The sequence below is a fragment of the Colwellia sp. 12G3 genome (genome assembly GCF_002836775.1).
In the GTDB taxonomy this organism is placed as follows: Bacteria; Pseudomonadota; Gammaproteobacteria; order Enterobacterales; family Alteromonadaceae; genus Colwellia.
Map to the genome: position 1 here is coordinate 202,487 of NZ_PJAQ01000068.1, position 20,475 is coordinate 222,961.

General features: G+C 36.7%; 15 protein-coding genes and 1 CRISPR repeat array. Of the genes, 7 read left to right on the plus strand and 8 right to left on the minus strand.

The window, feature by feature from the left end; genetic code table 11:
• Positions 1 to 96: 96 nt before the first annotated feature.
• Positions 97 to 2,388, minus strand: coding sequence for a helicase C-terminal domain-containing protein (locus CXF71_RS18475; RefSeq protein ID WP_101234408.1), 2,292 nt, complete (start codon positions 2,386 to 2,388; stop codon positions 97 to 99).
• 137 nt (positions 2,389 to 2,525) lie between these two features.
• Positions 2,526 to 3,632: a hypothetical protein gene (locus CXF71_RS18480; protein WP_101234409.1), complete on the minus strand. Its 1,107-nt coding sequence runs from the start codon at positions 3,630 to 3,632 to the stop codon at positions 2,526 to 2,528.
• A 204-nt stretch (positions 3,633 to 3,836) separates the two neighbouring features.
• On the opposite strand from CXF71_RS18480, the gene cas2 (CXF71_RS18485) reads away from it, so the two are divergent.
• The 7 genes from cas2 (CXF71_RS18485) to CXF71_RS18515 all read left to right on the plus strand — a co-directional run bounded on the left by cas2 (CXF71_RS18485) (position 3,837) and on the right by CXF71_RS18515 (position 12,470).
• The gene (gene cas2, locus CXF71_RS18485) at positions 3,837 to 4,115 is read left to right on the plus strand and encodes a CRISPR-associated endonuclease Cas2 (protein ID WP_101234410.1); all 279 of its coding nucleotides are present in this window, start codon (positions 3,837 to 3,839) and stop codon (positions 4,113 to 4,115) included.
• Positions 4,116 to 4,146: 31 nt separating this feature from the next.
• On the plus strand, positions 4,147 to 5,130 hold the full coding sequence (cas1, locus tag CXF71_RS18490; RefSeq protein WP_157826793.1) for a CRISPR-associated endonuclease Cas1: 984 nt from the start codon (positions 4,147 to 4,149) through the stop codon (positions 5,128 to 5,130).
• A gap of 65 nt (positions 5,131 to 5,195) precedes the next feature.
• Positions 5,196 to 5,471: a CRISPR-associated endonuclease Cas2 gene (gene cas2, locus CXF71_RS18495; protein ID WP_101234412.1), complete on the plus strand. Its 276-nt coding sequence runs from the start codon at positions 5,196 to 5,198 to the stop codon at positions 5,469 to 5,471.
• Positions 5,472 to 5,649: 178 nt separating this feature from the next.
• Positions 5,650 to 9,045: direct repeats of the CRISPR family, unit length 36 nt; unit sequence GTCATAACAAAGCCCTGTTTATAAAGGGATTAAGAC.
• 108 nt (positions 9,046 to 9,153) lie between these two features.
• Positions 9,154 to 9,453 (plus strand): hypothetical protein, encoded by a 300-nt coding sequence (locus CXF71_RS18500; RefSeq protein WP_101234413.1) that lies wholly within the window; start codon positions 9,154 to 9,156, stop codon positions 9,451 to 9,453.
• Between the two features lie 385 nt (positions 9,454 to 9,838).
• Positions 9,839 to 11,029: a Card1-like endonuclease domain-containing protein gene (locus tag CXF71_RS18505; RefSeq protein WP_157826794.1), complete on the plus strand. Its 1,191-nt coding sequence runs from the start codon at positions 9,839 to 9,841 to the stop codon at positions 11,027 to 11,029.
• 119 nt (positions 11,030 to 11,148) lie between these two features.
• Positions 11,149 to 11,745 (plus strand): DUF4433 domain-containing protein, encoded by a 597-nt coding sequence (locus tag CXF71_RS18510; RefSeq protein WP_101234415.1) that lies wholly within the window; start codon positions 11,149 to 11,151, stop codon positions 11,743 to 11,745.
• Between the two features lie 8 nt (positions 11,746 to 11,753).
• A complete protein-coding gene (locus tag CXF71_RS18515; RefSeq protein ID WP_101234416.1) occupies positions 11,754 to 12,470 on the plus strand; it encodes a macro domain-containing protein in 717 nt (238 codons plus the stop codon).
• A 141-nt stretch (positions 12,471 to 12,611) separates the two neighbouring features.
• Here CXF71_RS18515 and csm6 read toward each other — a convergent pair whose 3' ends face one another.
• The 6 genes from csm6 to CXF71_RS18545 are packed head-to-tail and all read right to left on the minus strand — an operon-like array spanning position 12,612 to position 20,475.
• Positions 12,612 to 13,790: a CRISPR-associated ring nuclease Csm6 gene (gene csm6, locus CXF71_RS18520; RefSeq protein WP_101234417.1), complete on the minus strand. Its 1,179-nt coding sequence runs from the start codon at positions 13,788 to 13,790 to the stop codon at positions 12,612 to 12,614.
• A 33-nt stretch (positions 13,791 to 13,823) separates the two neighbouring features.
• Positions 13,824 to 14,693: a CRISPR system precrRNA processing endoribonuclease RAMP protein Cas6 gene (gene cas6 / locus CXF71_RS18525; protein ID WP_101234418.1), complete on the minus strand. Its 870-nt coding sequence runs from the start codon at positions 14,691 to 14,693 to the stop codon at positions 13,824 to 13,826.
• Positions 14,693 to 16,912, minus strand: coding sequence for a TIGR03986 family type III CRISPR-associated RAMP protein (locus CXF71_RS18530; protein ID WP_101234419.1), 2,220 nt, complete (start codon positions 16,910 to 16,912; stop codon positions 14,693 to 14,695). The genes cas6 and CXF71_RS18530 overlap by 1 nt, the downstream gene beginning before the upstream one ends.
• A complete protein-coding gene (locus tag CXF71_RS18535; protein WP_101234420.1) occupies positions 16,912 to 17,421 on the minus strand; it encodes a hypothetical protein in 510 nt (169 codons plus the stop codon). Before CXF71_RS18535 ends, CXF71_RS18530 begins: the two co-directional genes overlap by 1 nt.
• Positions 17,418 to 18,893 (minus strand): RAMP superfamily CRISPR-associated protein, encoded by a 1,476-nt coding sequence (locus CXF71_RS18540; RefSeq protein ID WP_198559915.1) that lies wholly within the window; start codon positions 18,891 to 18,893, stop codon positions 17,418 to 17,420. The genes CXF71_RS18535 and CXF71_RS18540 overlap by 4 nt, the downstream gene beginning before the upstream one ends.
• Positions 18,886 to 20,475 (minus strand): type III-B CRISPR module-associated Cmr3 family protein, encoded by a 1,590-nt coding sequence (locus CXF71_RS18545; RefSeq protein WP_101234422.1) that lies wholly within the window; start codon positions 20,473 to 20,475, stop codon positions 18,886 to 18,888. The genes CXF71_RS18540 and CXF71_RS18545 overlap by 8 nt, the downstream gene beginning before the upstream one ends.

A 20,475-nucleotide genomic window follows, 5' to 3' on the forward strand; every position in this document is an offset into this window, starting at 1 on the left:
TCAATGGTTATATAATAATAAATATTTACTGCCGTTTTGAATTCACAAGCTTGTGACGGATCGTTTACTAAAGCCTATACATCAATAGTTTATGACTCATCGTATGAAATTAAGTGGTCGATCTTTATACATAGGTAAGCATTCAAGTAGTTGTGGGCCGTAACGCTGGGTATTTACTCGCGAGTCTAAAATAACCACTTCACCGTAATCGTTCTCTGAACGGATTAATCGACCGACACTTTGAATCAGCTTTTGTGAACATAACGGCAATGTTTGCTTAAAAAAACTCGATTCATGCTTAGCCTCTAAGCACATAGCTTCATATTTAAACAGTGGTGCCGACATTTGTGGAAAAGGTAATTTAGTAATAACGACACACGTTAAGTACTCTTTGGGTAAATCCACCCCTTCCGACAAACCGTCAACACCAAAAAGAATGGAAGCTTTACCGTTATCAATATTATTTTTATGTTGTTTTATTAATTCACTTTTGCTGTAACTATGTTGTCGTAATATCAGCTCTTTTATCGATGCAGAACAGAGTTCATAGGTACTTTCCAATGATTTTTTAGAGGTAAATAAAACCAAAATAGCCTTATGTCTTGACATGAGTTGCATTAACTGATTTACCACAATAAGGTGATGCTGTGGTGCATTTGGATTGCCAGACTTTATAGGTGTAGTTAGCTGTGCATTGTTATAGTTGAAAGGAGATTTAAACAACTTAACAATATTATTGGGGTGTTGCTTATCAATAGAAAGTTCATTGAGAAAGCTGTCACAACGACCTAAGCGCTCTAATGTGGCACTGGTCAGTACTACAGAATGATACTCTTTAACAAAGTATTCTTGAAAACTGCAACCCACATTAAGTAGGTTGCCATGCAGCTCAAAATGACTCCCATCTTTTTTACTTTCAGTACGTGAGATCCAGCGAGCAATTCCCGATGCAACCTTTGCTTCAGGTCTTTCTAACAAAGCGAAACTGGTATAATACGCCAAGCAAGCAAGTGCTTTTTTTATCTCTTGAAATAAGGTATTTAAACTCATCACTAGCGTATGAAAAAATTTGTCTGATTTGTTTGCGCTATCGCTAAAATAAGCCTGAGTATCCTCATTGTTTTTTTTACATACTGCTCTTAGTACCTTAAATATACCTCCAAGCTCCACGCCACATTCTTGAATAAGTAATACTAAAGTGCTGTCTATGCTTAAGGGTGACATTACCCATGAATCTTTATCGTCAAATTGATTGATTTTTCCCCGCAATACATTGAAGTTATTTTTTAAGAAGGAATTTAAGGCAATAACAGCTTGAGATGCACGCTCACTTCGTTCGATCAGGGGCTTAATCTCCAATTGCATCGCTTGAACGGCCTGATGCTGAGAGCTTTGTTGCGCCGCCCCGATGAATTTAGTTATATTTTTCGCCATTGCTGCTGGCTTTTTTAATAACTTTGTCAAACTACCTAAAGAAAATCTTTCCTCATTAGCGTCTCGTAGAACTGACGGAAAACGATGTGCTTCATCAATAACCAACAGGCTATTGCCAAAACCGCCATCAGAAAAGGTTGAATGTCCCCCTAGCGTGGTAGGCGCTAAAAGTGCATGATTTGTAATAACAATATCTGCCTTCTGCACTTTACTCCGTTGAATATAAAAAGGGCATACATTGGATTTACTGCATTTTTTACTACCTGGACAATGATTTGTATTACGATTAACCATTGAAATAACTTTAGCGCTAAGTGGTTTTACGCTTTTATCTAAATCACCATCAAAAACATTATTTTCAAAGTCATTATGTAGATTGTTAACACTCTGTTTATCATATGTTGAGAGGGCACTTTGCTCCTCAACATCAGCAAACATATCTTGTTTTTGTGCTACATCACTATTTTCCACAGAGGCTATCGCATTAGTCGCTCGAACAGGACAAAAATAATGTCCTGCACCTTTTGCGACTTCAAACGTTAACTCTGGGGCTAAATGCGCAATCAGTTCGGGTAAATCTTTCTCTTGTAACTGCGTTTGTAGTGCCACTGTATAAGTAGAAATAATAAGTTTCGTATTTTGTTGGCTCAGTAGTGGTAACGCACCCAATACATAACTCATGGTTTTACCAATCCCCGTACCGGCTTGAGCTATCAAAGTGTGCTTATTGTAATTAGCACTTGCACACGCTTTTATAATATCTCTTTGGCTGTCACGTGACATGAACCCTTGCTTTTTAGTAGCTAAGTCATCATAAAGTTCAATAGCCTTAGCGGCAACATCATTGGCAGAATTACAAACCATACTCGTAATGTTATCGTTATTGCTTGAACTGCCACATTCACAATTTAGGCCATTGATATTAAAAACATTATTATATTGAGATGAATTCATATGGACCTATTAAATTTGGAAAAACACAAAACCGATATTGAATTACAGGCTACTGCTGTGCAGGCCTCTTTTTCAACCGTAATAAGTATATTGTTTTCGACAGCTTGTAATGTTTTAACAAGCTTGTGAAGGTGCTGTCACTTGTAGAGTGACTCGACTAACACATCACCAACTTGTTTATGCAGGACCGATAATCCTTCTAAACATAATAAGTCATTAAAATCTGTTGGTTTATGCCCTAAACTTGTGAAATGAAACAGTGGGCCACGTACAATGTCATCTTCATTTTTTGCCTTCATCGCCGCTATTCTGCCAACATTACCAACCTTGTTTTTCCACACGTCTTCATCACAAAAAATAACAACAGCTTTTGTTATATTTTTTCGTACCGGTAATAAATTATTAGCACTTAACGCGATTCTTATTTCACCCGGCCACACCAAGGCAAGCGACATACCGGTTACAACGCCTTCACACAACACAATAGGCAATTGAGAAAACTCATCGTTTGCTTTTATATTGATATAACTTCCTGAAAAAACGCCTTGTTTTTTTGCAAAGTGGAATTTTTTATCTCCCTTTTCTTGGTTTATTATTTTATGAAAGCCCGTGTGTTGATGTTCATCATGATACAGCGGAAACAGCAGTGCATTGGCTGTTCGTTTAACATTTATACGGTCAAGTAAAAGGGTTGTTGCATGAGAGTTTAATCTTGACTCAAGCCACATATCCCTTAACGTTAATGAGATAGCGTTACGGTATTGTGCTTGTAAGTTAATAAAGCGGGATAAACGTTTTTCGTCTTCAAGTGCGTTTGTGGGTGAGGAGTTAAATATCTGGGCAGCGTTATTGTTAATCATATTTTCTGAAAAAACGTCAAGCTTGTTCGCGCACAACCTAGGAAGTTTTACTGCAGTATTTATGTTTAAAACTTGCCTTTCTTTTAACCAAGTAGATCCATTAAACACACACGATAAGCCGCCATGTTTAAAGGTAGAAAAACGTAAAAAAGGCCAATATTCACCTTGAGTAGATTGATTAATATAGAACATAACACTGCATGTTCCTCTGTACTTTTTATGTATCACAGGGACATTAATCCCTTTCAACAACACCCCGCTTGCAGGAAGTGATAGCAACAAAGCACTTGCATCAACACCTACTTCTTTCGCGATAGCAATAACGTCACTGCTTGCCCGAGCAAGAATAGTCAACGCGTCTGAAGGAGAATTAACATTGTCCATAGTAAATAAATTATCCTTGGCTGCTTAATAACGTAAATTTCAGGAGATACCGATAAATAATACAAAAATAATTGTGCTGGTTAGGCTTCACAAGCTTGTTAAATTTTTCAGGCTGACGGTTTTGTTTATAGTGTATTGGCGCAACCAAAATTTTTTTGTAAATCGAGGTTAAAAGCAAATATATAAATTCATTCGGGAGACATTATGTCGAAAAAACTGTATGTATGTTGTTACGATATAAGCTGTAGTAAACGACGTAACAAGGTATTTAAAACCCTAAAAAAACATCAGATTGGTGGGCAGTATTCCGCTTATGAATGTTATTTAACTGCCGAACAAAAAATACAATTAGAACAACACTTACTCAGTGTTATTGATGAAAACGATACGATAAAACTACAGGTAATTAATAACGTTGAAAATATAATCTGTTTAGGCATTGCGCATATGCCCGTAAATACCAACTACCTCTATTTTGGCTAACACTCTATAGAGAATAATGTGGAGCACTGTAATGGAAACTATATTTATTGACCGAAAGTCCACTAAACTAAAGTGTAATCAACAACGTCTGTACATTAGTAAAAGCATAGACAGTGATAAAGAAAACAATACAACCGCTAGTATTCCGTTAAGTCATTTACGCTCGTTAGTGATCAGCTGTGATTGTGAGTTATCATCAGGCATGTTAAGGCAACTCGCCAAATTTGACGTATCACTCATTTGTTTAAACAACAGAAATCCTGACGCCAGTTTTATAAGTATTAACGAAAGTCACGGGAATGTGCTGCGAAGAATGAATCAATATTACTTGCTAAGTTGCCCGAGCTTACGGAGTAGGTTTTCAACCATCATTATTAAACGAAAAATTAGTGCGCAGCGTACTTTATTGAAAAACATGAGTAATCATTACAAAGCACTTGCAGGTCCCTTATTGTTTGCCTCTAAAACATTAAGTCAGCAACAAATAAAGCTAAACAAGCCCGAGATGATCGTAAATGAAGTAATGGGGGTAGAAGGCTACGCATCTAAAGTTTACTTTCAAGCCTACAAGCGTATTTTTTCTGCAAACTTGCTATTTACCAAGCGCACAAAACGTCCTCCTGAAGATCCCGTCAATGTAATCTTATCACTGAGTTATACTTTATTGTATTACGAAGCACAGCGTGCGTGCCATGGGCAAAGCCTAGACCCTATGATACCTATATTACACTCTACCAGCTATGGTAGAGCTTCACTTGCTTGTGACCTGCAAGAATGTTTACGGCCCGATATAGATTATTGGGTATGGCGACTTTTTCAACAACGGATATTGCGCTTAGATCACTTTACCCTGGTCGACTCGGCCTGTATTTTAAACAAATCTGGACGAAAACACTATTACAACGCCCTACCCGAGGTAATGACGTTGTGGCGTAATAAACTACGAAAACATGCAATGTTTTTAGTGAAAATTATTGATAACACCCCTAACTTTAATCAAACAGAACGTTACTAACAACCTTTGGCAAAGATAATAATTACCGTTGTTACTCTTATAGCGTTTAATAATAAGGACCGAAAATGCCGCAATCATACTTAATATGTTACGACATACGTAATCCAAAGCGATTACAAAAAGTTCATAAGGTTATTATTCACTATGGTGTGCTTTTACAATTCTCAGTGTATTACGGTTTAATGGAGCAACATACCTTAAAAGAAATGGTAGATAAATTAATCACCATTATTAATGATAAAGAAGATGATATTCGCATTTATCCAATACACGGTTCTACCCTTGAAAACTGGCCTAAAGAAGGGTTTAGCGGCAATGATAAATTTTTATTATTAAACTAACGGAATACATTGAAAAACATTAGCAAATTTAATAAGATAATTAGGTTATGTCGATATACGTTTATGGATTTTATAGATGGTAAAAAACAAAGGTTTTCCCACCAACTTTGCACTAACAATTAAAAATTGTGAGGCTGTTTTTAATTGTATGAAAAGTATAACTAAATACAACCATACCGTCATAACAAAGCCCTGTTTATAAAGGGATTAAGACAACTCATCAGCTACAGTGCCTATGAATTCATTCTGTCATAACAAAGCCCTGTTTATAAAGGGATTAAGACAACTCACCACGCCAAATTACTTCAAGTACTGAGTCATAACAAAGCCCTGTTTATAAAGGGATTAAGACCGTTTTACTTGTACAGCTTTCAGTGATGTAGCTAGGTCATAACAAAGCCCTGTTTATAAAGGGATTAAGACTGGTGCAACGTAGCCATAAACAAGCCAATTATGTCATAACAAAGCCCTGTTTATAAAGGGATTAAGACGATAAACTACAGTTAGTGCTGCAACCTACTACGTCATAACAAAGCCCTGTTTATAAAGGGATTAAGACCTATCTTACGTTCTGCTGTTACTTCAGCTACTAAGTCATAACAAAGCCCTGTTTATAAAGGGATTAAGACAGGCTAATGCCGCTGGCTAGTCTGTGCTCCCGTCATAACAAAGCCCTGTTTATAAAGGGATTAAGACGTCTAGACCTGAGTCTAGTATGTCGATGGCTTTGAGTCATAACAAAGCCCTGTTTATAAAGGGATTAAGACTGCTGATGCTAGGTTGTTGGCTGATGAGAAGGTCATAACAAAGCCCTGTTTATAAAGGGATTAAGACCAGAATCAAGATTCTTGTAAATAGGTTCTTCGTCATAACAAAGCCCTGTTTATAAAGGGATTAAGACCTAGTGATGAAGGCGAAGAACATTGCGAATGATTTGTCATAACAAAGCCCTGTTTATAAAGGGATTAAGACCTCAACAATTTGTGAAACAAGTTTCTTCTGTGGTCATAACAAAGCCCTGTTTATAAAGGGATTAAGACCAGCACGAAGAAGTGTTCTAACACGCTTCATGTCATAACAAAGCCCTGTTTATAAAGGGATTAAGACTTGTTAATAGTACCTGGTACATAATCGCTATAAGTCATAACAAAGCCCTGTTTATAAAGGGATTAAGACATGATGGCTAAGTCTTCTAACTAAATCGTTATACGTCATAACAAAGCCCTGTTTATAAAGGGATTAAGACGGTAGCCGTAGCAGCTTCGAGAGCTTGGGCTAGGTCATAACAAAGCCCTGTTTATAAAGGGATTAAGACTTTGTAGGTAAGTTTGGTAACGTTGCTTCAATGTCATAACAAAGCCCTGTTTATAAAGGGATTAAGACGACGAATATCTTTTGTTACTGGTGCGCCGTTACGTCATAACAAAGCCCTGTTTATAAAGGGATTAAGACAAACCCTCGGCATCACGTAAATTTGCCCAGCGTCATAACAAAGCCCTGTTTATAAAGGGATTAAGACCAGCATGAACGTTGATGAATGCTGCTGCTTTGTCATAACAAAGCCCTGTTTATAAAGGGATTAAGACTACATAATACCAGTAGCTAATTGGTACATTAAGTCATAACAAAGCCCTGTTTATAAAGGGATTAAGACATATGGTCGGGTGTATCGGGTGTTGTCTGGTAGTCATAACAAAGCCCTGTTTATAAAGGGATTAAGACAGCTTCGAGAGCTTGGGCTAGGTTGTTAGCTGTCATAACAAAGCCCTGTTTATAAAGGGATTAAGACAAACCAATGTTAGAGGTAGCAAGGGCAAGAGCGTCATAACAAAGCCCTGTTTATAAAGGGATTAAGGCTGGTATGTTTACCTGATTAACGCGTTTAACGTCGTCATAACAAAGCCCTGTTTATAAAGGGATTAAGACAACTAAATAACCAGTAGTTAAAGATTTTTCGTTGTCATAACAAAGCCCTGTTTATAAAGGGATTAAGACCAGCTGTAATTTTAGACATGAAATTCTCCTTAGTCATAACAAAGCCCTGTTTATAAAGGGATTAAGACTACTTTGTTACCTGATGCTATCATCATGGTAGTCATAACAAAGCCCTGTTTATAAAGGGATTAAGACTTCCAGTTTAGCTAGACGCTGTTTGTTTTCTTCAGTCATAACAAAGCCCTGTTTATAAAGGGATTAAGACTTCCAGTTTAGCTAGACGCTGTTTGTTTTCTTCAGTCATAACAAAGCCCTGTTTATAAAGGGATTAAGACTTAAATATTAACGCTAAAATCTCACCAGTATCTGTCATAACAAAGCCCTGTTTATAAAGGGATTAAGACTTGAGTCGAGTGCCACCTGCTAGTCTGTGTTCCGTCATAACAAAGCCCTGTTTATAAAGGGATTAAGACCCTTGTATCTATTGCAGCAGTTTCTATCAACGTCATAACAAAGCCCTGTTTATAAAGGGATTAAGACATTTCCAAATCAGTCATTGGACGAGTGTTATAGGTCATAACAAAGCCCTGTTTATAAAGGGATTAAGACATATGATTATTAGCTCACTTCTCACGCTCACTTGTCATAACAAAGCCCTGTTTATAAAGGGATTAAGACTAGTACAGAACGGAACACGTTTGGTAGCTTTAAGTCATAACAAAGCCCTATTTATAAAGGGATTAAGACTCACTGACTTGATGCAGTTGTTCATGATGGTTGTCATAACAAAGCCCTGTTTATAAAGGGATTAAGACTTCATCGGCATCTGTTATGCAATGGAAGTAAGTCATAACAAAGCCCTGTTTATAAAGGGATTAAGACTACTATTTACTTCTTCCAGTTCAATGCACGTTGTCATAACAAAGCCCTGTTTATAAAGGGATTAAGACATGGATGTAGATTGATATGCCCATGATGGTTATCGTCATAACAAAGCCCTGTTTATAAAGGGATTAAGACAGTGATGAAGGCGAAGAACATTGCGAATGATTTGTCATAACAAAGCCCTGTTTATAAAGGGATTAAGACTTGTTGTACATGCCATATGACATGTCACTGTTGGTCATAACAAAGCCCTGTTTATAAAGGGATTAAGACGTATAATAATTCAATCATGGATTGTACTCCGATGTCATAACAAAGCCCTGTTTATAAAGGGATTAAGACTTCAGCTGCTAGGCATGTTGTGCTTAGTGCTGGTCATAACAAAGCCCTGTTTATAAAGGGATTAAGACGGGGAAGCTATCCCCTTTAGACAGTTGTAAGCAGTCATAACAAAGCCCTGTTTATAAAGGGATTAAGACTTTTATCAATACTGCTCATGGTTCTACCCTATGGTCATAACAAAGCCCTGTTTATAAAGGGATTAAGACGTTGTGCTTAGTGCTGAGAACACTGCCTTTATAGGTCATAACAAAGCCCTGTTTATAAAGGGATTAAGACTGATACTGCTAGCTCTATTTCTTTAGACATTATTCATAACAAAGCCCTGTTTATAAAGGGATTAAGACTTACCACTTGAAGTCTTTGAGGCCTTCGTTAGGTCATAACAAAGCCCTGTTTATAAAGGGATTAAGAGAAGAATATGAACAGGGCTGATAAAGGCAGATTAGTATAATTCCTTTATACAAATTTTTTATAAAAGCTAAAATACCCGAACAACATTACACGACCTCTGGAGGGTTATATGGGTGAACGAAGATTAGATTTAGTAGCGAAGACATCTGGCGTAAGCCTCAAGAATGTATGCAAAGTGATAGCCTCTTTACAGCTAGTAGGTGATTGGTCAGGCAATACGCTTGAGGAGCTTGTGTACCAAGACCAACTAGACACCTCACCACCTGAGCCTAAGCAGGTAGCTGAAGTAGAAGCACAGTACGATTCCATGGTGAAATACTTCGATGATCGGGGCAGCCGTGACATTGTGGTATCGGTGCGTAAACTAAAAGGTAGCAAGTTCATAGTCATAACACCACCTTGCTTATAAAGGGATTAAGAAGCCTTTAGGTACAAACACGTTTATTCTTATTAGTCATAACAACACCCTACTTATAAAGAGATTAACACATCAAAAAAAGAGTAGAAATTTCTACTCTTTTTTCATAACAACACCCAGTTCATTAAGGGATTAGACGTGTGGATGCCTTTATGAAAATCGTAAAGTGAAAAATGTAAAAATGAAGCACTGACAATCATTACAACTGCGTTTTATCTGAACTAGCTAGAATTAACTAAATCATCGAGTTATTGATTATGGTTTTATTTTTCATCTTTAATTGATTAATATAACGTTTACTTTAATCAATTAAGTATTTACTTTTATTGGTTATATTGTCACTTTAGCCCCTATACTTTATCGAAAGGATTTCACTTTGATCATTCATATAAACTTAATTTCACATCAGTTATTACCTAATGTTATTGGTAGCTTTAGCAATCCTGATAAAGAAATGAAAATAATTTTAGTATTAGGTGATAATAAATTAAAAGAAAAAGCGGTATTACTCGAAGATTTTTACCGTAAAAAAGGGGTTACTCACATTGAAACGATTAATTGCCAAACGAGTACTGATCATGCAAAAATTTTTGTTCGCGCAGAAGCTTTATTTGAACAATTAAGATTTGAATACCCCAATGCTATGATTGCGGTAAATGCAACCGGCGGCACCAAACCTATGTCAATTGCCTTTACTCAGGTTTTTGATAAGTTAACTGAAAAATCTATGGTTTTTTATACTGATACTATCGAAAAACAAAATACTATTTTAACCAACCCTCATCAAAATAAATTCCCTCCTTTACCTTATGTAAGTGTGTTAAATGTTGATGACTATTTATATTTAAATCAATTTAATGTGAATAGTGAAATAAATAAACATTGTCGAGAGCATGACAATATTATTGATCGCCGTCCTGTCACTGATTTTTTATTAGGTCTGTGCAAGCGAGAAACTAATTTGATTTCACTCTTGAATGGTCTTGCCGGACAAACTAATTTTAGTAGCAACAATAAATTTAAGCCTGTTGTTGAGCGCGTGCCTCAATTTAACAGCATGGTAAGTTGTTATCAGCATTTTGAACGCGCTAATTTAGTGACTTTTAACGAAGCAGAGGCAACTATTACCTTCTCTTCTGAGGAGGCTGCAAGGTATATTGGTGGCGCTTGGTTTGAAGAATTTGCTTATTTAGCCGCTTTTGATTCGGGTATTGATTATGTTTCTACGAGTGTTGATGGCCATTGGTTAGATAAAAATAATACGGAAAGTTCTGTAAGTAACGAGCTTGATCTTGTGCTGGTACATAATAACCAAATGATGATTGTTGAGTGTAAAACCAGTAATTGGCGTGAAGCCGGTAAAGGCCAAGATGTTACGTTAAAGCTGGAAAGTTTAATGCGTAATTTAGGCGGGAGTCATGCTAAAGGCATTTTGTTGAGTGTGTTTGAATTACCTGAGCATACTCACGACAGAGTTAAGAACTTAAACAATTTAACGCCTTTATCTGGCGGTGCTATTCATGGTTTGGTGAATCAACTAAAAGACTGGAAATCCAAGGTGAGTTAATTATTTTCACAAGCTTGTGAAGACAAGACAACAAATGTAAGTCTGTAAACTTCTAATTATTGAAACAGGTGCTGCTTAACACGCACACCTTTTTATTAATAATTTAGAGGTACAGACATATGGCTTATAACTTTTCTCATTTATCGACAGTTGATCACATGACTCATATTGCTAATCTAGAAGGGATATTAGCAAATGGGCTACTTGCCCATAATAATCCTTTTCAGAAAGTTGATATAAGTAATCAGGCTGTTAATAATCGCAGAAGCGGTCGTGAGCCTATATATAATCGTAGTATTCATGATTATGTTCCTTTTTACTTTAATCCTAGAAACGCCATGCTATTTCGTAATCAGCAAAGTTTTTCACAAGGTTTGATTATTGTTTTAGGCTTCAATAAAAATATTATTTCCACACCAGGAGCTGTTTATACTAATGGTAATGCTGCTCGAAATGATACTAGCTTTTCTAATGATGAGGCCTTTTTAGAAGCGTTAAACTGGGATAGAGTTTTTAGTCAACGGTGGGTGAATTATGGCAAATATGATGAAAGTATTAAAACCGCTATGATGTCTGAATTACTGATACACGGTGAAGTTGGTATAGACGATTTAGAGGTGATTTATTGTGCGACTAATGAAGCTAAGCAATATATTATTGATAACATAGATATTCATGATATTTGTGTTGAAGTTTGCCCTTCGTTATTTTTCTAGGAGTTGTCATGATTAATATAAAAACAGGTAATATTTTTTCAACACATTGTCAAACCATTGTAAACACAGTAAATTGTGTTGGTGTTATGGGTGCAGGCATTGCCCTTGAGTTTAAGTTAAGATACCCAGAAATGTTTACTTTGTATCAAGGCTATTGTGCTAAAGGCCAATTAACACTTGGTAATTTATGGATTTATAATGACAAACAAAAAAGTGACGCCTGCTCTAGGGTTTTAAACTTCCCCACTAAAAATCATTGGAAAGATCCGTCTTCTCTTGATGATATAAAGTTGGGGTTAAAAAAGTTTATCGCTACGTTTAAGGAGAAAGATATTACGTCTATTGCTTTTCCTTTACTTGGTGCAAGTTTAGGTGGCCTTAGTGAAAGTGTAGTTTTGTCTTTAATGAAAGAGTCTTTGACAGACCTAGAGATAGATATTGAGATTTGGCATTTTGATCCAACAGCAGAAGATGATTTATACCATAACTTTTGCCGTAAATTTAATAACTTACCAGAAGATGAATTAAAAAAATTATCGGGATTAAATTTAGGAGCCATAAAAAAAATAAAAATAGCGTTAAATGACCCTAATATCAATTCATTGAACGGTTTACTCCGCGTTAAAGGTATAGGTAAAACAACGGTAGAAAAATCATTTAAATTTATTATGGATAACAACTCAAATACAGCAAATACTTCCCCTGTAGAGCTCTCTTTATTTTAATGTTTTATTAGGTAATGAGGCATGTTTATTAAAATATACATGCTAAATGTTCACAAGGTTGTGAACAACAAGCCTAACAATTAACTCTGTAATATGAACTACACAATGAGACGGTGAAGGATTACTGCTCGCCAAACAACTTTATCTTTTTTGATATAAAGCCTTTTTTGAAAAAACGTCCATCGTCACAACTTTAGTTTGCTCTTTGAATAAAACCGAAATATTTTCAGGGGCTATTTTTAATCCAAACAGCATGGCTGAACTTCTTTCTGAGAGCTTCTTTATTGCTTGCAAACTAAAGTTTTCTGCTGAGCGTTGCCCTAATGCCTGCTTAAATGCCGTTTTTACTTTGGTTTTTCTATCATTAAAGTAACTTTTATCCATCCCCTTATGTAGTGATAACTCTACCTTACTGGTGATTCCGTTATTAATAATTTCATAGAACTCTTTAAAGCCTTCTGCGTACTCTTCACTAGGAGAGCCCTCTGTTGGAATACTGACGCCTTCAGCACCCTCTTCACCTAATTGTGCAATCCAAGCCAAAAAGGCTATTTCTGCATTAGCCATCGGCACATCAAAGTTATTAGCTAAAACTCTCTTATTAACTAAATCAATCACTAATTTAGGCTCTTGACTGGCAACATTTATCAATTTAATGGTTTCAGTATAACTCGCCTTTTGTTTTATCATTCGCTCTGGCATTTCATCACGCATACGAACAAATGGAATTTCAGCTAGCGTTACTTGAGCGTTTTTTGCATTAAAGGATATATTATTATAATTGGTAACCCGCTTATCTTTAATTGTTGGGTAAAAGAAGTCTTTTACATTTTCAAACTCTTCACTGACCAATACATGAGATAAACTATCCTGAGAACGTCCAAATAAACTCATGGCGTACCCCATGAAAAAAGTCATTGTTTTACGCCCACCAGCTAAACTTGCAAAAATATTAACGTTATCATGCTCAGCAAGCTCTCTTACGTGATTAATAATGTAATCAGCTAAAGCATTATGATCTCCTACTGAACGAGCATCAGCGACGGCGTTTCCGTCGGCATCAGGAATAACAAAAATATTTTCTTTGGTAAATGGTATTGCGGGTAAATTATACTCTTTACATAGCTGGACAAGTTGTGACGGCTGCTCGCCATCTTCCATGCCTAAGCCTATCCAAGCTTGTTCACATCCTTTTGATGTAGTTATTATTTGTACTTCATCAATAATTACGTTTTTATTTATATATAGGGCATAAATTGTTTCTGTAACAACCTGTGGTGACATACCAGTTACAGCCACTAGAACATTTTTTATTTTCACTTATTGACACTCCATTCTTTTTAATATGATTTCTTATTCTATTAATTGATATTTTCCTAAGCCGAATGTCGTTTTTCCACCGATGTTCAGCTGCTCTCCAATTTGCAACCAGGGTAATACTTGAGCAATTTCACCAAAATAACTTACCTGCCCCTTTAACCCACCAAACGGCAGTTGCCTTTTGTCTTTTAATGAATAACGTTCCCAATTTTCAAAGTAGATATGTTCGTTTTGTTCGTAACCTCCAAGAACGGGCAGTTCTTGAATAAGTGCTTTAATCAGTTCAGGTTCATCGCACACCCAAAACTGACACAGCTGACTAAAACGACGAGATATTTGCTTAAGTAGCAAAGTAAGGTTAGGGGCTTGTTTTTGCAGGATTTTCCCATGCACCTTTAGTCGCACCGGCGTAATAAAGTTGATCGCGAACTCTCGTTGTTCATAAACATCAGGACGTATTGTTATCCAGTCGAGTAATGACGTTGTGTGAATACCGGCTTTGCTTTTACCCGGTAACAAAGAGCTAACACTGATTAATGAGAAGGGTGTTCTTTGTGAACCAAAACCTAATGCTTGCCCATAATCGATCGCCTTTAAAAGGGTGGGAGCCAGTTTGGTTACCTGACCAATAAGTACAATGTCAAAATAATAAATCTCTTGAGCTTGCCAGTGCGTTTTATGATCTTCATTAGGACAAATAATATATGGTTTAGGTTGTTGGTTGTCGTGTTCACCGTATAAGGCAAAAAAAGCGCGTTCATCTATATGTTTTACTGCATGGCCTAACCAGCCATGCAGCATTGAACCTTTAAAAGCGGGTAATACGGTATCTTGCTTAAACTGAATATAAATACGTAGTTTAAGCAAGTCGCACTGCTGTGCGAGTAAGGTTAATGCTTGCATTAACTTTTTACCGTTAAGCTATATTTTGCAATTAATGACGTTATTAGTTCTTTGCGGGGTTTAAGTTTTTTCTTGTTACTAATATTTAAGTATTCACATACTCTTTTGTTAGTAACAAGCTCATATAGTTTTTGTGCAGCATCATTTGAGACCGTTATTTCAATAAGTTCATTTAGCATTTCTTCTATAGGAGCATTAAATTCTCGTTTTGCTTCTATGGTTATCGCTTTTTCTAGGGTAAATTGAAGTTGAGCTACTTTTTTCATCTCTTCTGGCAGAGCATCCATTTGTTTGGCTACTTGTGCTTCCTGTTCAGCTTTTTGTGCTTGTTCAGCTTCAAAGGCAAGATCTTTAGCTAATTTAATCTGTTTTTGTTTTTCACTATTAAACCAAGTATCGTCTGTATCTTCACTTGTGCATAACTGCGCTAAACGCCCTTTCGAGAAACTTAATGAGCCAGAAGGCACTTGCCCCTCAATACGCTTTATAGCCTTTCCTGCTGAGGTCATAGCTGGTAGTGAAGCTTTATAATTTTTTGCAGACTGGTAATCACCAAGTGCCATATAATTTAAATTTCTATCTTTGTTTTCTTCCATATTAGTCATTGATAGAAAATTTTGTAGCTGTACACTTTCGCTCCAGCCACTATCGTCTGAAGAGTGTTGAGAGTTCATGTGCTCAATAAATTGCTGAATATGAAAATCAGTGCAATCACTTACCTCGTTTTCTATATCGTTTGCATTTATTGATAGTTTATCTACAACTAATTGTACTGCACCAGCACCTAATGACTTACCATGGCCTAAACCATGATATTGCTTTTGTGCCACTTCGCTTTTACCTAACGATAAACTCCACAGCAAAGCCCCTAACTCTTCATTCTTTAAGTTATGAAAAACTATTTTTCCTGAAAACTGACTATTAATGTTCAAAAGCTCTAACTGGCTTTTTACATTTAAATTTTTATTATCACTAGGGTTTTCTTCAAATTTGCTTTGAGTGACATAACGCTTCCAGCCCGCAATCTTGGCGTTTTTATTGTCATAATCAGTATACTCACCTCCACTTTTTTGCTCTAAGTATGCGCCTTTAAATGTTGCTTTCGGGCCATTAAGTGTGACCGAAGTTGATACCATAACCCCTTGGTTTTTAGTAACACTTGCATCACTAAAGCTAACTCTACTTTTTAAACTGAAGCCTTGTTCACGTAATGTACCAAACATGAGTTCACTCATATCAAAGTAATGTTCACTGGTGCGTGCTTGTGTTTGGTGTATTGTAGCCAAGTCTGTAGCTGAATGGTTATAAAGCACACGTGGCATTTTTGCTAAGCCTAATGAATGCAATTTAGCTTGCCCTTTTTCAAACAGGGCAAATACCGGGATCCCTTTTTCAGACTGGTTATTCACTAAATACGCAATTTGTTCCTCACCATGACTAATAAACATTTTATTTGCTTTGTCATTTATTTCATCATTTGATACCGATACTGATTGTTCATCGCCATAAAAACAATAACTAAACTCATAGTCATCTGGTTTGCTTTGCCCCATTCCTTTGATGCGATTATTACAAAAAACTAGGTGGCCTTCTTCTCCTGCTGCTTCTATATTTTCAACCCAGGTAACACGACCTTGTTTGCCTTCTTTTACAAACGTAGTGATATTTATCGACTGAGAAAGCGGTAAGCTTTTATATTTAGTAACCGCGGGGTCAATATTTTTAATCGTTTTACCTAAAGCAGCTTTCAACTTACTATGTTTTACTTTAGCTGCTTTACAGGTTGTTAACTCCCAGTTTTTACTATTCGAATTGAATTTCAACCATGCTGGTAAAACAACATTTTTTTGAACTACATTGGATAAATAATGACTTTTACTTGATACATCACGGTAAGCAAAATGGCTATCATCAATCCCAGAAAACTTACCAAATGTAGCTATTTCTAATACATTGCGGATCATGCCTTTTAAGCTTGAACCAGGAATAACAGGGTTACCTTTTGGATCTTTAGCCCATTGCACTAAAGTAGGTTCTCCGTTAGCTTGTTTTTGATCACCCCCGACACATAATGGGGTTGAATTGGTTAAGGTGTAATCAATAACGCCTGAGTAACCGTCTTTAAAGGGTACGTCATGGCTAACTAAGTGTGCCCAATCGGGCATGTAAATCCACTTGGATAATGGAACAAAGTGATATGGCGTATGAACTTGGCTCATTATTGTACTTCCTTGTTATTTAATGCATCGAAGCCTAGAAATTGCTGTGCTAGTGGTAACCAACGTCCTTCGTTAACACCTTCGCTTTCAAGTTGCCACCATAAGCGGTAGCTTGCAGTTGTTGCTTGTTCTTTTAAGTTATTACGAATAATCAATTGTTGCTCGGTATAAAATTGCTTCTCCGCTTTAGTTTCCTCAACGAGGAAACTAGTTAAAAGGTAACTATCCCCTTGTTGTAACTTAACGTGCAAACTATCGTTTTTTGCATTGCAGTATTGCGCTTCTAAAATATTAGGTTTACTTGGTGCTTGCGCTGAAATAACAAGTTCATCACTGTATTGTACCCAGCCTTGCGTGGCTGAAAATGTTTCAATAACGATTACTAACTGCCTTACGCTCACAACTTCTGTCTTCACAGTTAAGTTTGCTGAATATACTTTAGGCAGCTCTAGTTCAGAGATATCCGCTTTAAGATGTTCATATTGAGTTAGGCTTTCACTTAAGCTCATGAGCTTGCTCCTTGTGTTTCTTCAGTTACTGCCAGTATGCTTTCTGTTTTTATGTGGTCTAAATTAACAAGCCAAGACTTTTCCGGATTAGCCATAACTATGCTAGTACCTCTGCCACTTCCAGCTCCCATAGGTAATAAACCTATTTTTAAATCATCTAAGGTATCACTGAGTGCTTGTTTTAAGGAGTGGGATAATACCGTTCCTTTTTTGATATTTAACGTTAAGGTAAATTCAGGTTGGTATAAAAGTTCTTCACTGTATAAGGCGCCTTTTCTTACGCCTCCGGTAAACCGATCTATGCTGTTGTGGTGGCGAATAGTGGTATCAACAAAACTAATATCACTATCATCAACATATAAGCTGCCCGCTAGGCTGTTTTCATGATCATTTTGGTCAGCAAAGCCTAATAAGTATTTTAACCCTTCGGGACGTGTTTCCCATTGTTCATGGCTTGCATGTTCCATCTCTTCTGCCCACATACCAGTTTTACCTAATAAAGCCTCATGTCGGCGCCAATGGAAAGTAATACGGTGTGCTAATATTCCTTTGATACTGCTGCCACACAATACTGCTTTAGGTTCTGAAATTTCGGCTTGAGTTTTTCCAGCCTTGCTATGCCATTTTACTTTGGGTTCACTGTAAGTGATCATCGCAATGCTTTTATCTGCTTCACCTTTATTATATTTACCTAAAAGCTGCGAACCTGCTCCTGAACGCCAGTTATCAAGTGCTTTTAAAGGTAATGTTGCAAATACATTTTGCTCTGCAATAAAATTAATATTATTCTTTTCAGGGATGTTTTCCCGTAATGCATGGCTTTGCATTTTATGAGATGCGCTAATAACGTCGCTTAAGTTAATGACTTCGGTATTACTTGCAACAACTGTTAATTTCCCTAATCCATTTCGGGTATTTGCACCTAATGCAAACAACGGGTTTTGCCAACAATTTAATAGGTCATCCCATTCTTTGGAGATTGTGTCATTTGCCAACCTGTCATCATAAAACTTTATGTCAATGCAGAAACGTATACCTGCCGGTAACAAAATCTGGTCAAATTTACCCGTATTTTTAGCTACGCCTCTGTCGTTAATGCTCACTCGTTCTCGGTGATGAGGCCTAGCCTGCACTAACATACTTAATAAGCTGTCTTGGTTGATTGCTTCAGGGGTTAATAAGCCTTGAACTGGTTTGTTTTTACTGTTGTGCAATACACCGTCGCTTATCGTTAACGTTGATGATTGGCTTTCTTTACCTGTATATCCAAACCAGTTATCAATGCTATTTTCACTTAAAACCTCTTTTGCTAAGTGTTTCCATACTCCAGCAATACTAGTTGCAGGCACATAAGGTAAATTGTTGGCATCTCTTGCAAGTTGGCTATCAAAACCTACTTCTCGGTTACCGGTATTTATGGCCATAGGGCTTTGCGTTTCAATGATTAAACGCGTTAAATAAACTTTACCCATGTGCGTAACTCCCTTGTTCGCTGTTTTGCTCATTAACGTGATATTCTTTCGCTATTTTTTGTAATTGCTTAAAGTTAGATAGATCATATCGGCATAGCTGCTCTAATAATAAACGCATAGTGGCAATGTTTTGCTCTTGTAATAACATTTTTATTTCATCGGAAAAAGTAGTTTGCCCTGAGGTAGTTGCAAGCGTTATGCCCCAACCTAACTCATCATTTTTAGCCTTACAAATTGCTTGTTCACTATTAAAAACGCCTTGGTACCATTGAGGGTTATCAACACGGACTTCTTCACTTATTCTACGCCATTGTGTGGATGACGGACCGGCTTCATTGCTATGTAATATGTGGTGATATTTTCGAGCACTTTGGTATAAGCTTATAATTGTGCTGATAAGTTTATTAACACTTTTCTGTAGGTCATCTGAATCTTGTTGTTTATTTACTTGTGATGATAACCATTGCACTAATGTACTATCGCTACTTGCATACTCTTGTGCAGGAGTTTGTATCCTTTCTAAAGGCAAAGGTGTAAATAAACCGCTACTACTTAATGTGTCTTTTAGCGACCATGAAGGGTTTACACTAACCCAGCCTAAACCATATTGTTGATTAATACCTACGCCGCTAGTGCTGATGTCATTCAATACGCTTTGCTCTAGTTGCTGAGTTAATTTAAATGTTAAAACACTCCCCTTAGCAACCAACACTTGCTCGGTATCTAATCCTTGTCGTTTTTGATTAAAGCGACTTACTTTGATACTTCGAATAAAGCTTTTTTCAGCAATTAATGTGGCGTTTTTTAATGCCGAATGAATATTAGCCCCCGAAGGCGTTAATGTAGGTAAACCGGCGTCGTTAATAAATTCAGTATCACTTAGGCACCATAAAATAAGCTCATCTGGGTTGTTTGTAATTTTTGTTAATGATTGGGTTTCTACAAGGTTTAGCTCTACACGGCCAAATTCTGTATTGCGTGAGCGACCAATACGAATATTGCCATCAAGTAAGGTCTTAATAGCAAGGCTTACTTCGTTATCACTATCATCAAGTTCAACCCACCCCGAAAACGTCTGACCTGCTTCAATAAAGCTGTAGGTAAACAATTTTGCATCTTCTGCGCTTCCCGTGGAACTACTTAAAGCAGTTTTAGTACTATTGCCCATTTCTATGTTCGCAATATAGCCATTACTGTTTACGAAACCATTTCGACATTGTTTGTATTGAATACTTTCATCTCGAATGAAATTAGCTGCACTGTGATTACTTAAAATAGCGTTATTGTATTTATTGTTGTTCGTAAGGTTTTCACTTTCTACTTTAGAATAATTCCAACTAGCGGGTGTAGGTAAAGCAATTTCATTATTAACTACCGGATAACAAGGGCTAAACTTTACTTGCCCACTATGAAATACTCGCCAACTTTGATCTACTGAGAATTGAGGGTAAAACTTAGCCGCAAAAGCCCCTAAAATGGAACTGCCAGGGATATAATCTAAACACTCATGGTTATTCGTTGTTCCATTATTTTGACTGACAATAATGGGATCAATTGTGGTTAAGGTATAATATATACGCAT

What these genes read in the sequence shown, in the direction of transcription:
- CXF71_RS18475 (WP_101234408.1), bottom strand. Translation starts at nt 2,388, where the DNA reads ATGAATTCATCTCAATATAATAATGTTTTTAATATCAATGGCCTAAAT.
- CXF71_RS18480 (WP_101234409.1), bottom strand. Translation starts at nt 3,632, where the DNA reads ATGGACAATGTTAATTCTCCTTCAGACGCGTTGACTATTCTTGCTCGG.
- cas2 (WP_101234410.1), top strand. Translation starts at nt 3,837, where the DNA reads ATGTCGAAAAAACTGTATGTATGTTGTTACGATATAAGCTGTAGTAAA.
- cas1 (WP_157826793.1), top strand. Translation starts at nt 4,147, where the DNA reads ATGGAAACTATATTTATTGACCGAAAGTCCACTAAACTAAAGTGTAAT.
- cas2 (WP_101234412.1), top strand. Translation starts at nt 5,196, where the DNA reads ATGCCGCAATCATACTTAATATGTTACGACATACGTAATCCAAAGCGA.
- CXF71_RS18500 (WP_101234413.1), top strand. Translation starts at nt 9,154, where the DNA reads ATGGGTGAACGAAGATTAGATTTAGTAGCGAAGACATCTGGCGTAAGC.
- CXF71_RS18510 (WP_101234415.1), top strand. Translation starts at nt 11,149, where the DNA reads ATGGCTTATAACTTTTCTCATTTATCGACAGTTGATCACATGACTCAT.
- CXF71_RS18515 (WP_101234416.1), top strand. Translation starts at nt 11,754, where the DNA reads ATGATTAATATAAAAACAGGTAATATTTTTTCAACACATTGTCAAACC.
- cas6 (WP_101234418.1), bottom strand. Translation starts at nt 14,693, where the DNA reads ATGCAAGCATTAACCTTACTCGCACAGCAGTGCGACTTGCTTAAACTA.
- CXF71_RS18530 (WP_101234419.1), bottom strand. Translation starts at nt 16,912, where the DNA reads ATGAGCCAAGTTCATACGCCATATCACTTTGTTCCATTATCCAAGTGG.
- CXF71_RS18535 (WP_101234420.1), bottom strand. Translation starts at nt 17,421, where the DNA reads ATGAGCTTAAGTGAAAGCCTAACTCAATATGAACATCTTAAAGCGGAT.
- CXF71_RS18540 (WP_198559915.1), bottom strand. Translation starts at nt 18,893, where the DNA reads ATGGGTAAAGTTTATTTAACGCGTTTAATCATTGAAACGCAAAGCCCT.
- CXF71_RS18545 (WP_101234422.1), bottom strand. Translation starts at nt 20,475, where the DNA reads ATGCGTATATATTATACCTTAACCACAATTGATCCCATTATTGTCAGT.